Origin of the sequence: Pseudomonas gozinkensis (genome assembly GCF_014863585.1) — a bacterium.
Classification (GTDB): domain Bacteria; phylum Pseudomonadota; class Gammaproteobacteria; order Pseudomonadales; family Pseudomonadaceae; genus Aquipseudomonas; species Aquipseudomonas gozinkensis.
The window spans coordinates 1587439-1601228 of the sequence record NZ_CP062253.1 but is presented as its reverse complement, the minus strand read 5'-3'; the positions used below and the strand labels follow the sequence as shown (position 1 = coordinate 1601228).

The window sequence follows — 13790 nt, the reverse complement described above, 5'->3', positions numbered from 1 at the left end:
AGGAACACCGGAAACCACAGGCCGGCATTTTTGTTCCGGGAACAACAAACAAGGCCAGAGCCGAGAGGCTCTGACCTATAAAAAATTTTCGGGTGTTTTGCAAATGAAAATGCTCAGCAAACATTTCACGTCTCGACGACGAAGTGGAGATAGCTGGAATCAGCTCACTGCTTGCTGGTTGCAGCGCCATCATTGCGCATCGACAGGGCAATCCGTTCGGCGGTGCCGATTGGAATCTCGCCAACTACCGTTACCATCATTTCGCCCTGAGGCGTTGTCAAACGGCGGGATACGGCAACGGTCGGGCCCAATTGAGTCCGGGTATCGGTGACGGTTGCGCCATTCAGCGGCTCGAGAAACACGGAGAATCGGGCGAGACCATCGTCATACATCAGGCTGTTGACCTGGGTCTTGGTTTCCGGATCCTTGTGCGAGGAGCTGCTGGTCAGTTCGAAGCCAGGAGGCAGCCAGTCGGAACGCCAGACCTGTGCGGTTTTGACCGCAGAAGCCTTGTCACTATCGAGGGTGACTGCCTTGCAATCGGAGTTGGCTTGCAGGTCCTTGTCGGATGGAACCTCGGAGGTATCCAGCCGTGTGAACTGGAATCTCTCAAGCAACTGCCCCTTGTCATTCAACAGCAGCGACTTGAGCGGCAGACCCGTTTCCTTGTCCAGATGCAGTTCGAATCCGTAGCGATGTTGATCGCGCGGCGTCAGCGATACGATCACCGCTTCGCGCCCAGCCACACGCGACTTGCCAATGACGGCAAGCTCATACCAATTCTTCAGCTTTTGAGGATCGAGAGGGCGAGCGGCGGAATTGGGAGAATCTCCCAGCCCCGCAATCAGGGTGCCGCTGACGCATTGAGTATGCCCATCAATGCGCACGACTTCCTGAGCCGAACCGTCGAGCTGGAGCAAACGCTCGCGGACCTGGCCATTCTGGACGCGATGCCAGATGTTGTGGGTAGAAAAACTACCGTTACGCTCGTAAACGAAGGTGCCGTGAAAGCTTTGCTGCTGCTCGGCCTGGCCCAGGCGGGTCAACCAGTCCTGAGCCTCGTCGGCGTGGGCTGGAACAATGAACCAGCCGCTGAGCAGAAGCGAAAGTAGAGGTATGGCGCGCATGATCCCCCTTAACGGTTTTCCAGGCTTGCTGCGCGTGCATAAGGCAGCGCGCTCTCGGTGCCTTTCAAGGCAGCCTGTTGAGCGTGTTGACGCAGGTAACCTGGCAGACGCTGATCGTGCCAGCCTGGCTGACCTTGCAGTACGCCATTGGCCATTGGGCCAGTAGCTTCCGAACTCTCATTGTAGCCTGCCAATACTGCCGGGCCTTTAACCTGAGGAGTGGTCAGCACTGGCTGATTGGATTGTTGAGCAAGCTCAACACCAGCGATCTCGTCCTGATTGTACAGGCGAACACCCGCCAGAACGGCGACGGTCACCGAAGCGGCTACGGCCAGACGACCGAGGCTGCGCCATGGACCGCGGGACACTTTGGCAGGGGTCGCTTCGTCTTCCAGCGCAGCAGAAACAGCCGCAGCCAGATCCAGACGTGGGAGCAGCAGATCCTTGTGCATGGCTGCCCGAGCGATCTGATAACGAGCCCAGGTTTCACGGGTTTCAACATCGTCCAGTGCGTTGAGCACTCGACGCAATTCCAGTTCGTCCGCTTCGTTATCCATCACTGCGGACAGCGATTCCTGCAGGGCTTCACGACTCATGGCGTTCCTCTCTTGGCTGTCGCCGCTGTCTTTAGTTTTCCTGCAACAACGGCTGCAGGGCTTTATCGATGGCCTCCCGGGCGCGGAAAATCCGGGAGCGCACGGTACCAACCGGACATTGCATGACGCTCGCGATGTCCTCGTAACTCAGACCATCGAATTCGCGCAAAGTTAACGCCGTGCGCAAATCCTCTGGCAGTTGCTGAATGGTTCGATGGACGGTGCCTTCGATCTCATCCCGCAGCAATGCACGTTCTGGAGACTCGAGATCCTTCAGGCCGTGATCGCCGTCATAGAACTCTGCATCCTCGGAACTTACATCGCTATCCGGCGGCCGACGGCCGCGTGAAACCAGATAGTTTTTCGCCGTGTTGATGGCGATGCGGTACAGCCACGTATAAAACGCACTGTCGCCGCGGAAATTTCCAAGCGCTCGATAAGCCTTGATAAAGGCTTCCTGTGCGACGTCCTGGGCTTCATGGGTGTCGTGCACAAAACGCACGATCAACCCGAGAATTTTGTGCTGATACTTCAGCACCAGCAGATCGAAAGCTCGCTTGTCGCCACGCTGAACGCGTTCGACCAGCTGCTGATCCTCTTCCTGGGTTAGCATGAACACTCCTCGATAAACTCGGAGGAGGCTTGCATGACCAAACGACCGGACTTGCAAACATAGACTCGGGCTTTTCGCAAAAGTTCTCCCCCTCCAAGCAAGTTTCCTGCGGGCTCTGATTTGGCACGCACGAAAAACGCAGCGCGGGATGAACCGGCTGCGCGAATAATCTTGTCATCGGCTCGCCGGCAAGAACCCAATCGCAGGTTCTGCATTGAAGCCGACACTGTCCCTTGTTTCGGGCAACTGTCTATTGATCTTGAGCCTCTGGCAAAAGTTCCAAATATTTATAGACGTGCCGCGCCGACATTGTGCAACCGTGAGCGGAAAAAGCGTGTTTCATCTGCGATACAGTCGCTTTTTCCCAAAACCGCTGAAAAAAGCTTCCGACAAAGCGTCGGTATTTTTCCGTCACGGTAGTTTCACAATGCCATATCGGCCCGGCTATTGTGCCGCCCCACCCCTCTATATACTAGTGGGCTGTGTGGCTGTCTCGACTCGCCCATCCGCCTGTCCTGCGCCAACCCCCACCCGGGTCGCTTTGAGCGGAATCCTGAAATGAGCCAACAGTTTCAACACGATGTTCTGGTGATTGGCAGCGGCGCTGCCGGTTTGAGTCTCGCGCTGACCCTGCCCGGTCACTTGCGTATCGCCGTATTGAGCAAAGGCGATCTCGCCAACGGTTCGACCTATTGGGCACAAGGTGGCGTCGCAGCCGTACTGGATGACACCGACACTGTCGAATCTCATGTCGATGACACCCTGAATGCCGGCGGCGGCCTGTGCCATGAAGACGCCGTGCGTTTCACCGTGGAGCACAGCAAGGAAGCGATCCAGTGGCTGATCGACCAAGGCGTGCCGTTCACTCGTGACGAACAGTCCGGTACGGAAGATGGCGGCTTCGAATTCCACCTCACCCGCGAAGGCGGCCACAGCCATCGACGGATCATCCACGCCGCCGATGCCACCGGTGCTGCGATCTTCACGACCCTGCTGGCCCAAGCCAAAGAGCGTCCGAACATCGAATTGCTCGAACAGCGGGTAGCGGTCGATCTGATCACCGAACGTCGCCTGGGGCTGGAAGGCGAACGCTGCCTGGGCGCCTACGTGCTCAACCGCAAAACCGGAGAAGTCGACACCTTCGGAGCACGCTTCGTGATTCTGGCATCCGGCGGCGCCGCGAAAGTCTATCTATACACAAGCAATCCCGACGGCGCCTGCGGTGACGGCATCGCCATGGCCTGGCGTTCGGGTTGCCGGGTGGCGAATCTGGAGTTCAACCAGTTCCACCCCACCTGCCTCTATCACCCGCAAGCCAAGAGTTTCCTGGTAACCGAAGCCCTGCGCGGCGAAGGCGCTCATTTGAAGCTGCCGAACGGCGAGCGCTTCATGCAGCGCTTCGACTCACGTGCCGAACTGGCGCCACGGGACATCGTCGCCCGGGCCATCGACCACGAAATGAAGCGCCTGGGTATCGATTGCGTCTATCTCGACATCAGCCACAAACCCGAAGCGTTCATCAAGTCGCACTTCCCGACCGTCTACGAGCGCTGCCTCGGCTTCGGTATCGACATCACCAAACAACCGATCCCGGTCGTACCGGCGGCGCACTACACCTGCGGCGGCGTGATGGTCGATCAACAGGGCCGCACCGACGTGCCCGGCCTGTATGCCATCGGTGAAACCAGCTTCACCGGCCTGCACGGCGCCAACCGCATGGCCAGCAACTCGCTGCTCGAATGCTTCGTCTACGCCCGCTCGGCAGCGGCGGACATTCTTGAGCAACTGCCCGACGTCGCCATCCCGCGTGCCCTGCCCGCCTGGGACGCCAGCCAGGTGACCGATTCCGATGAGGACGTGATCATCGCCCACAACTGGGACGAGTTACGGCGCTTCATGTGGGACTACGTGGGCATCGTGCGCACCAACAAACGCCTGCAACGGGCACAACATCGCGTACGCCTGCTGCTGGACGAAATCGACGAGTTCTACAGTAACTACAAGGTCAGCCGTGACCTGATCGAGTTGCGCAACCTGGCGCAGGTAGCGGAACTGATGATCCGCTCGGCCATGGAGCGCAAGGAAAGCCGAGGCCTGCATTACACCCTCGACTATCCGGATCTGCTGCCCGAAGCGCTCGACACTATTCTGGTGCCGCCCACCTACGTCGGCTGAACTTGAGGCGTACCCGCAGGCGTCGGTGCAGATCCGCCGCCTGCGAATCCCGGGGTACGCAGATCGACCTGACCCGCCGCTCACCACGCAATCGAAAGCGCAGCACCACGATCAGTGGCAGCGCCAGGCTGTCCGGTCGCAATTGCACCGTTTGCCAGCCATCGGCCCGGTTCCACAATTGCCAGCCATCGGCGTCCCGGCGTAATCCGCAAAATGCCTTGGGATGACTCAGCAGAATCTGCCGCGGCAACACGCGGGCAGCATGGACAAGACACGCGAAAGCCCCGAGCAGTCCAGCCCAGAATGGAATCGATAACAGAAGCAAAGAACCCAGCGCGAATGCCTGGGCCAGCACATAAGCCGCCAGCAACTGCCGTGAGGCATGCCAGCGGCATTCGAACGTGTTACTTGGGCTGGACACGATCCAGAATCATGCGAACCATGCGTTGCAGCTCAGGATCTTCAGACTCGCTGCGCTCCATGAACCAGCCGAACATGTCCTGATCCTCGCACTCGAGCAGGCGGACATACAGCGCGCGATCCACCTCGTTCAGATTGGCGTAGACCTCTTTCACGAACGGCACCAGCAACACGTCGAGTTCCAGCATGCCGCGACGGCTGTGCCAAAAGAGGCGATTCAGTTCAACTTGTTCGACCATGGAGCCCTCCTGAAATAGGCCGCAAGTATACAGGCCCGAAGCGGGTCGAACAGTCGGCTTTGGTCGGGCACCACCGATCCTTTATGAACTACCCATTTCAACACCACCCCCTTATGATGTGCCCCAGTCTATTTACCCTGCGATGACCCATGGCCGATTCTGCTTTTTTCTGCACCCTCTCTCATGAAGGCGTTCTCGCGGTTCGCGGCGCGGATGCCGGCAAATTCCTGCAAGGCCAGCTGACCTGCAACATCAATTACCTGAGTGAAACCCAGGCCAGCCTTGGTGCCCGCTGCACGCAGAAAGGCCGGATGCAGTCGAGTTTCCGCATCGTGCTGGAAGGCGACGGCGTGCTGCTGGCGATGGCCGGCGAGCTGCTGGAGCCGCAACTGGCGGATCTGAAAAAGTACGCGGTGTTCTCCAAATCGAAACTGACCGACGAAAGCGCCTCCTGGGTGCGCTTCGGTCTGGATCATGGCGATGCTGCCCTGAGCAGCCTGGGTCTGGAACTGCCGGCAGAAACCGACAGCGTGGCTCGCCACGAAGGGCTGATCGCGATTCGCGTCTCGCCGAACCGTGCCGAGCTCTGGGTGCCTGCCGGTCAGGCCGACTCCGTCAAAGGCAAACTGTCCGCGCAGTTAAGCGAAGGCGAACTCAATCAGTGGCTGCTGGGCCAGATCCGCGCCGGTATCGGTCAGGTCATGCCGAGCACCCGCGAGCTGTTCATCCCGCAGATGCTCAACCTGCAAGCTGTCGGCGGCGTGAGTTTCAAAAAAGGCTGCTACACAGGCCAGGAAATCGTCGCGCGCATGCAGTACCTGGGCAAACTCAAGCGTCGCCTGTACCGCGTGCAACTGGACGCCAGTGAATTGCCGGAGCCGGGCACCCCGCTGTTCGCCCCGAGCCATGGCAGCTCCATCGGCGAAGTGGTGCTGGCTGCTCGCAGCGAAAAGAATATTGAACTGCTGGCGGTGTTGCAGGCCGAAGCTGCCGACGCAGGCGATTTGCATCTGGGCACGGCCGAAGGTCCGACGCTGCACTTGCTCGACCTGCCTTACGAACTGGATCGCGACCGCGAAATCCAGCGTTGATCGCAGCATTTGTTGCAACACCCTAGAGAAACGACATGAGTGAGCTGGCGGATAAGGTCCAACAGGATTTGGTTGAGGCCATCGATAACGATGACCTGGTTCTGCCAACGTTACCGGAAGTGGCCCTGCAGATTCGCAAGGCCGCCGAAGACCCGGACATCAGCGTCAGCGACCTGAGCAAAGTGATCGGCCGCGACACGGCGCTGTCGGCGCGCCTGATCAAAGTGGTCAACAGCCCGCTGCTGCGCGCCACCCAGGAAGTCACCGACCTGCACACCGCCATCACCCGGCTGGGCGTCAATTACAGCAGCAACCTGGCGATCGGTCTGGTGATGGAACAGATCTTCCACGCCCGCTCCGACGTGGTCGAACAGAAGATGCGCGAAGTCTGGCGCAAGAGTCTGGAGATCGCCGGAGTCAGCTACGCCCTGTGCCGCCGTTATACCCAGCTCAAGCCCGATCAGGCCGCGCTCGGTGGACTGGTTCATCAGATCGGCGTGCTGCCGATCCTGACCTATGCCGAAGACCACTACGAATTGCTGTCCGACCCGGTCAGCCTCAACCATGTGATCGACCACATTCATCCGTTGCTTGGCGACAAACTGCTGCGGGTCTGGGAATTTCCGGAGCGTCTGGTGGAGTTGCCGGGGTTGTATCAGGATCTCAAGCGCGAATCGCAGCAGATCGATTACGTCGACATCGTGCAGGTGGCCAGCCTGTATTGCCACAAGGACACCGACCATCCAATAGCCCGCATCGATCCGTTCAGCGTGCCGGCATTCCGCAAGCTCGGCATCGATCCGGAAAACAAGGCACTGTGCGCCGATCTGGAAGAATCGCGTTCAATGTTCTACTGATCAACCGGCGACAAAACTCACCCGCACCTTCAAACCCGCCTGCTCACCATCGTGCAGACTGATCTGCGCCAGATGCGCGCGGCAGATTTCCCCGACAATCGCCAGCCCCAGCCCGGAACCGGCCACCTGCTGGTTGCGCCGGTAAAAGCGTTCGAACACGCGATCCCGCTCCTCCAGCGGAATGCCCGGCCCATCGTCCTCAACCTCCAGCACAGCCGGCGCCGTGACCCGCAGAATCACGTTGCCGCCCGGTGGCGTGTGCGCCAACGCGTTGTCCACCAGATTGCTCAGCAGCTCGTTGAGCAATGTCGGCTCGCCGCGCAGCCAGACCGGTTCGTCCGCTTCCAGCGCCAGCGCAACGCCACGCGCGTGGGCCAGCGGCGCCATGGCCATGCCGAGTTCACGCGCCAACTGGCTCAGATCAAGCAACTGCGCACCGCCCTCGGCAATTGCCCGGGCGCCGTTTTCCACCCGGGCCAGCGACAGCAACTGGTTGGCCAGATGAGTCAGGCGATCTGTGCTTTGCGCCGAGGATTCCAACGTATCGCGCCAGGTCTGCGGTTCGGTTGAGCGCAAACCCAGTTCAAGACGCGCCTTGAGCGCCGCCAGTGGCGTGCGCAGTTCGTGGGCCGCATCGGCGATGAATTGCGCCTGCCTCTCGAATTGCCCGCGCAGGCGTTCGGTAAAGTGATTGAGCGCCCGCACCAGCGGCCACAACTCGTGTTGCACTTCGACCAACGGCAACGGCCGCAGGTCATCGGGCTGACGCTCTTCCACTGCCGTGCGCAAACGTTCGATCGGCCGCAACGCAGCACTCACTGCAAACCACACCAGCAACAGCGCACCAATCGCCAGCATGCCCAGCCGCAGCAACGTATCGGCCGCCAGACTGCGGGCCATGCTGACTCGCGCTTCATCGGTTTCGGCAACGCGGATTTCCGCCATGCCGTTCATGTTCGGCTCGCTGACCGCTTTGAGCAGACTCACCACACGCACGTTCTGCCCCTGATATTTCGCGTCATAAAAGCGCGCTAGGGCGGGATAGCTGTCGGTTCTCGGCGTGCCAGGCGGTGGGCCGGGCAGGTTTTCATAGCCGGAAATCAACTTCTGGTTGATGTCGTTGACCTGGTAATAGATGCGCCCGGCGCTGTCGTAAGCGAAGGTATCGAGCGCCACATACGGCACGTCGGCACTGAGACTGCCATCGCGCTGCGACAGACCGGCGGCGATGGTCCGCGCCGAGGCCAGCAGCGTGCGGTCATAAGCGGTGTCGGCGGCCTCGCGACCGTTCCAGTACGCGCTCAATCCGCTGGCGAGCATCAACACCACCAGCAGCAACGCGAGGTTCCACAGCAACCGCCAGCGCAGGCTGCTGGGCTTATGCATCGCGGCTTTCCAGCAGATAACCCAGACCCCGGAAGGTCACGATGGCCACTGAATGGCCGTCGAGTTTCTTGCGCAGGCGATGCACGTAGATTTCGATGGCGTCCGGGCTGGCTTCTTCGTCGAGACCGAACACTTGTGCAGCCAGTTGCTCCTTGCTCATCACCCTTCCCGGACGGGCAATCAGCGCTTCGAGCACCGCCTGTTCGCGGGAGGTCAGCGTCAGCAATTCATCGCCGAGGGTGAAGCGTCGGGTGTCGAGGTCATAGGCCAGCACACCGCAACGCTGCTGACGTTCGCCGCCGAGCACGCTGCGGCGCAGCAAGGCCTTGACCCGCGCCTCAAGCTCGGTGAGTTCGAACGGCTTGGCGAGGTAATCGTCAGCACCGAGATTGAGCCCATGGACCCGATCCTTGACGTCGCTGCGAGCGGTCAGCATCAGCACCGGCAGGTTCTTGCCCCGGGCCCGCAGGCGCGCCAGAACTTCAAAACCGTCCATGCGCGGCAGGCCGACATCGAGGATCGCCACCGCGTATTCCTCGCTGCCCAGGGCCAGGTCAGCAGCCACGCCGTCGTGCAAGACGTCCACGGTCAGACCGGTGCTCTTGAGCGCCTGGGCGACGCTTTCGGCCAGCGGCAAATGGTCTTCGACGAGCAGGACACGCATGGATCTCTACCTCATTCAGGGATGGCCGACGCCATTCTTTGCGGCGGAGTTTACAGCCGCAACCGCCACTGTGAAGCCCGAAAACACGCGAAAGAATACTGAAAGGTTAGCGAAAGGTTGGGCCGTTAGAGTCGCTTCACCGAGGGTCCCGACTGCCGACCTTCGCCGCTTGGTCTGTCCATACAACGTAGCTTCAAAACGTAGCTCTCGAAAAACGCCTCGATGCGTTTTCGCCAATAAGAACAATAACGAGGTACTGCACCATGCTGTCCAAACAGCTTCAGGTTGACCCGTTTCATTCTTCCTTTCGAATTTCCCCGTTATCGCTTGTCAGCGCCATCGTCGGCTGCGCGGCGTTCAACCCGTCCGGGTCTGAGCCTGTTAGCCTGCGCGCGCGAAACCGCCGCACCTGAAACATCCCCCAAAACAACAACTCCCGTGGAGACACCCATGAACCGATCCCTGCGCCGTTTCGCCCTCGCCGCCAGCTGCGTGCTGTTCGCCGGCCAACTGATGGCCGAGCCCAAACGCCCGGAATGCATCGCCCCAGCCTCCCCCGGCGGCGGTTTCGACCTGACCTGCAAACTGGCGCAAAGCGCGCTGGTCAACGAAAAACTGCTGACCAAACCGATGCGCGTGACCTACATGCCCGGCGGCGTCGGCGCGGTAGCGTACAACGCCGTTGTGGCGCAGCGTCCCGCCGATGCGGGCACTTTGGTGGCGTGGTCCAGCGGTTCGCTGCTGAACCTGGCCCAGGGCAAGTTCGGCCGGTTCGATGAAACCAACGTGCGCTGGCTGGCGGCGGTCGGCACCAGCTACGGCGCCATCGCGGTGAAAAGCGATTCGCCCTACAAAACCCTTGATGATCTCGTACAGGCGCTGAAGAAAGATCCAAGCGCCGTGGTGATCGGTTCCGGCGGCACCGTCGGCAGCCAGGACTGGATGCAGACTGCACTGATCGCAAAAGCTGCCGGGATCAACCCGCGCGACCTGCGCTACGTCGCCCTCGAAGGTGGCGGCGAGATCGCCACCGCGCTGCTTGGCGGCCACATCCAGGTCGGCAGCACCGACATCTCTGACTCCATGCCGCACATCCAGAGCGGCGACATGCGCCTGTTGGCGGTGTTTGCCGAGAAGCGCCTGGATGAGCCGGAAATGAAGGACATCCCGACCGCTCGCGAGCAGGGCTACGACATTGTCTGGCCGGTGGTGCGCGGCTTCTACCTCGGGCCGAAGGTCAGCGACGAGGACTACGCCTGGTGGAAAGGTGCCTTTGACAAGCTGCTGGCCTCGGAAGATTTCGCCAAGCTGCGCGATCAGCGTGAGCTGTTCCCGTTCGCCATGACCGGCCCGGAGCTGGACACGTACGTCAAGAAACAGGTCGCGGACTACAAGGTGCTGGCCAAAGAGTTCGGCCTGATCCAGTGATCGTCTCTGTCTAGCGTCCATGGCCCTTTCGCCGGGGCCATGGCAGGAGTTCCCTCATGCTTATTCAACGCATTTTCGCGTCGATGCTTTTGCTGGTCTGTGCCGGTCTGGCATTGATGGCGTGGCCTTATCAGGCGGCTTTTTCCTACGAACCGGTGGGCCCACGGGCGTTTCCATTGCTGATGCTCGGCCTGATGGGCCTGGCGCTGCTGTACATGGTGTTTCGCCCGGCGCCGATCAAACACAGCGAAGACGAGCCGCCGCTGGATCGTGAAACCCTGACCAAGATCGCGATATGCGTCGCGCTGCTGTTGGTGTTCGCCGGCACTTTCGAACCCCTTGGTTTTATCGCCGCCAGCATCATCACCGGCGTGCCGATGGCCCGCCTGTACGGCGGCCGCTGGTTGCCAAGCGTGGTGATCATCAGCCTGATGGCCGTCGGTCTTTACCTGCTGTTCGACCGTTTGATGGACGTTCCGCTGCCTCTCGGCCTGCTCGACGTTCTGGAGAACTGATATGGATACTCTTGGCTATTTGGGTCAGGGCTTTGGCGTTGCACTGAGCCCGTACAACCTGGTGACCGCCCTGTGCGGCACGCTGATCGGCACCGTCGTCGGCCTGTTGCCAGGCCTTGGCCCGATCAACGGTGTGGCATTGCTGATCCCGATCGCATTCGCCCTTGGCCTACCGCCGGAGTCGGCACTGATCCTGTTGGCAGCGGTGTATCTGGGCTGTGAATACGGCGGCCGGATCAGCTCGATCCTGCTGAACATTCCAGGTGAAGCCTCCACCGTAATGACCACCCTCGACGGCTACCCGATGGCCCGCAAAGGCCTGGCCGGCGTAGCGCTGTCGCTGTCGGCATGGAGCTCGTTCATCGGCGCGTTCATCGCCACCTGCGGCATGGTGCTGTTCGCACCGCTGCTGGCGAAATGGGCGATTGCTTTTGGTCCGGCGGAATACTTTGTTTTGATGGTGTTCGCGATTGTCTGTCTCGGCGGCATGGCCGGCGACCGTCCGCTGAAAACCTTCATCGCGGCGTTGATCGGCCTGTTCCTGTCGACCGTCGGCATCGACGCCAACAGCGGCGTTTACCGTTTCACCGGCGACAACATCCACTTGACCGACGGCATTCAGTTCGTCGTGCTGGTGCTGGGCCTGTTCTCCATCAGCGAAATCCTGCTGCTGCTGGAAAAGACCCACCATGGTCAGGAAGCGGTGAAAGCCACCGGCCGGATGATGTTCAACTTCAAGGAAGCGGCCTCGGTGTTCGTGGTGAACATCCGTTGCGGCGTGCTCGGTTTCATCATGGGCGTGTTGCCAGGTGCCGGCGCGACCCTGGCCAGCGCCGTGGCCTACATGACCGAGAAACGCATCGCCGGTGCCAATGGAAAATTCGGTGAAGGCGATGCCCGTGGCCTCGCAGCACCGGAAACCGCCATCGGTGGCGCGGCGTGCGGTGCACTGGTGCCGATGCTGACCCTCGGCGTTCCGGGTTCGGGTACCACGGCAGTGATGATCGGCGCCCTGTCGCTGTACAACATCACCCCGGGGCCGTTGCTGTTCCAGCAACAACCGGACATCGTCTGGGGCCTGATCGCTTCGTTGTTCATCGCCAACGTCATGCTGGTGATCCTCAACATTCCGATGATCCGTGTATTCACCCGCATCCTCGCCGTGCCGAACTGGGCATTGGTGCCGGTCATTGCGATCATCACGGGGATCGGCGTCTATGCCGTACATGCGACGACCTTCGATCTGTTCCTGATGATCGGCATCGGCATCTTCGGTTACATCCTGCGCAAGCTGGACTTCCCGCTGTCGCCGCTGTTGCTGGGCTTCATCCTCGGCGGCCTGATGGAGCAGAACCTGCGTCGCGCCCTGTCGATTTCCAACGGTGCGCTGGAAATCCTCTGGTCGAGCCCGATCACTTTCGGTTGCTGGATTCTGACGGCGATCATGCTGCTGATGCCGATCATCCGCATCTGGCGCAAACGCTCGGCCGCGCAACGCGCCATTGCCGATGTCTGATCGGCTCTCCCTCAAAACGTGGTGGGGAACCCCGCTGGTCGGTCTGCTTGGCGGTTTCATCGCCAGCCAGATCGGCTGGCCGCTGCCGTGGATGGTCGGCTCGTTGCTGGCGATCATCCTGGTGCGCTGCCTAACCCCGTGGCAACTCACCGAAATCCCTGGCGGCCGCAAGTGCGGCCAGTGGATTGTCGGGATCGGCATCGGCCTGCACTTCACCCCGCTGGTGATGGAACAGGTGCTCAGCCACTTCGGCCTGATCTTCTTCGGGGCGCTGGTCACCAGCCTTTCGGCAGTGGTCGGCGTGTGGCTGATGCGCCGCACCGGCGAGGATCGCGCCACGGCGTTTTTCTCCAGCATGCCCGGCGGCTCCGGCGAGATGGTCAACCTCGGCGCCCGCAACGGCGCGATGCTCAGCCATGTCGCGGCCGGACAAAGTCTGAGGGTGCTGGTGGTAGTTTTGTGTGTACCCGCGGCGTTCAAATATCTGCTGGGTGACGGCACACCGATTTCACACGCTGGCAGCGTCGATTGGCGCTGGCTGGCGATTCTTTTTCCGGCGGGCGGCCTGCTCGCCTGGCTCTGGCAACGCCTGCGTCAACCCAACCCATGGCTGTTCGGCCCGCTGCTGGTCAGCGCGGCGGTGAGCATCGGCTGGGATCTGCACATCGGTTTGCCCAATGGCGGCAGCCAGATTGGACAGTGGCTGATCGGCAGCGGTCTGGGTTGCCACTTCAACCGGCAGTTTTTCCGCCGCGCACCGTCGTTCATGGGACGGACGTTGATCGGCACGGCGCTGACCATGTTGATCGCGACACTGGCGGCGTTGGGACTGAGTGCGCTGACTCATCTGGATCTGCGCTCACTCACCCTGGGCATGATGCCCGGCGGGATCGCAGAGATGAGTCTGACGGCGGAAACCCTGCAACTGTCGGTGCCGCTGGTGACGGCGATGCAGGTGATGCGGTTGTTGTTCGTGCTGTTTCTGGCGGAACCGTTGTTCAAATACTGGAACCGTAATCCCCAGTAAGACCGAGTCGACTTCATCGCTGGCAAGCCAGCTCCCACAAGGCTTGGGGTGAACACATAATTGTGGCATCCACAAAACCTGTGGGAGCTGCGGTGCGACGACTCGACTTGCCAGCGATGGGGCCCTACAGAGCCAC

14 protein-coding genes are annotated in these 13790 nt (G+C 60.8%); 7 read left to right on the top strand and 7 right to left on the bottom strand.

Going from position 1 to position 13790, the window contains the following annotated elements; all coding sequences use genetic code 11:
- Positions 1-164: 164 nt before the first annotated feature.
- Genes IHQ43_RS07175 through rpoE form a run of 3 tightly spaced genes read right to left on the bottom strand, consistent with a single transcriptional unit; the run spans position 165 to position 2336 of the window.
- Positions 165-1127, bottom strand: coding sequence for a MucB/RseB C-terminal domain-containing protein (locus tag IHQ43_RS07175; protein ID WP_192563873.1), 963 nt, complete (start codon positions 1125-1127; stop codon positions 165-167).
- Positions 1128-1135: 8 nt separating this feature from the next.
- Positions 1136-1723: a sigma-E factor negative regulatory protein gene (locus IHQ43_RS07170; RefSeq protein ID WP_192563872.1), complete on the bottom strand. Its 588-nt coding sequence runs from the start codon at positions 1721-1723 to the stop codon at positions 1136-1138.
- Positions 1724-1754: 31 nt separating this feature from the next.
- A complete protein-coding gene (rpoE, locus tag IHQ43_RS07165; protein ID WP_003172477.1) occupies positions 1755-2336 on the bottom strand; it encodes an RNA polymerase sigma factor RpoE/AlgU in 582 nt (193 codons plus the stop codon).
- Between the two features lie 558 nt (positions 2337-2894).
- Between rpoE and nadB the strand changes: the two genes are divergently transcribed.
- Entirely contained in the window at positions 2895-4511 is a 1617-nt protein-coding gene (gene nadB, locus IHQ43_RS07160; protein ID WP_192563871.1) for an L-aspartate oxidase, read from the top strand.
- Here the strand turns inward: nadB and IHQ43_RS07155 are convergent.
- Complete coding sequence (locus tag IHQ43_RS07155; protein ID WP_192563870.1) at positions 4480-4932, bottom strand: protein YgfX; 453 nt, start codon at positions 4930-4932, stop codon at positions 4480-4482. The genes nadB and IHQ43_RS07155 overlap by 32 nt on opposite strands.
- Entirely contained in the window at positions 4916-5170 is a 255-nt protein-coding gene (locus IHQ43_RS07150; RefSeq protein WP_007957989.1) for an FAD assembly factor SdhE, read from the bottom strand. The genes IHQ43_RS07155 and IHQ43_RS07150 overlap by 17 nt, the downstream gene beginning before the upstream one ends.
- Positions 5171-5319: 149 nt before the next feature.
- Between IHQ43_RS07150 and ygfZ the strand changes: the two genes are divergently transcribed.
- Together ygfZ and IHQ43_RS07140 are read left to right on the top strand one after the other, a co-directional pair.
- Positions 5320-6261, top strand: coding sequence for a CAF17-like 4Fe-4S cluster assembly/insertion protein YgfZ (ygfZ, locus tag IHQ43_RS07145; RefSeq protein ID WP_192563869.1), 942 nt, complete (start codon positions 5320-5322; stop codon positions 6259-6261).
- Between the two features lie 35 nt (positions 6262-6296).
- Positions 6297-7118, top strand: a complete 822-nt coding sequence (locus tag IHQ43_RS07140) for an HDOD domain-containing protein (protein WP_103386827.1) — start codon at positions 6297-6299, stop codon at positions 7116-7118.
- On the opposite strand, the gene IHQ43_RS07135 is transcribed toward IHQ43_RS07140, so the two are convergent.
- Together IHQ43_RS07135 and IHQ43_RS07130 are read right to left on the bottom strand one after the other, a co-directional pair.
- Complete coding sequence (locus IHQ43_RS07135) at positions 7119-8504, bottom strand: sensor histidine kinase (protein WP_192563868.1); 1386 nt, start codon at positions 8502-8504, stop codon at positions 7119-7121.
- Positions 8497-9168 (bottom strand): response regulator, encoded by a 672-nt coding sequence (locus tag IHQ43_RS07130; RefSeq protein ID WP_007957980.1) that lies wholly within the window; start codon positions 9166-9168, stop codon positions 8497-8499. The genes IHQ43_RS07135 and IHQ43_RS07130 overlap by 8 nt, the downstream gene beginning before the upstream one ends.
- A 450-nt stretch (positions 9169-9618) precedes the next feature.
- Between IHQ43_RS07130 and IHQ43_RS07125 the strand changes: the two genes are divergently transcribed.
- From IHQ43_RS07125 to IHQ43_RS07110, 4 genes are read left to right on the top strand one after another with little or no spacing between them, the layout of a single operon-like run.
- The gene (locus IHQ43_RS07125; RefSeq protein WP_192563867.1) at positions 9619-10596 is read left to right on the top strand and encodes a Bug family tripartite tricarboxylate transporter substrate binding protein; all 978 of its coding nucleotides are present in this window, start codon (positions 9619-9621) and stop codon (positions 10594-10596) included.
- Positions 10597-10652: 56 nt separating this feature from the next.
- Entirely contained in the window at positions 10653-11111 is a 459-nt protein-coding gene (locus IHQ43_RS07120) for a tripartite tricarboxylate transporter TctB family protein (RefSeq protein ID WP_192563866.1), read from the top strand.
- Between the two features lies 1 nt (position 11112).
- Positions 11113-12627: a tripartite tricarboxylate transporter permease gene (locus IHQ43_RS07115; RefSeq protein WP_192563865.1), complete on the top strand. Its 1515-nt coding sequence runs from the start codon at positions 11113-11115 to the stop codon at positions 12625-12627.
- Complete coding sequence (locus IHQ43_RS07110) at positions 12620-13654, top strand: AbrB family transcriptional regulator (RefSeq protein ID WP_192563864.1); 1035 nt, start codon at positions 12620-12622, stop codon at positions 13652-13654. The genes IHQ43_RS07115 and IHQ43_RS07110 overlap by 8 nt, the downstream gene beginning before the upstream one ends.
- Positions 13655-13790: the final 136 nt, after the last annotated feature.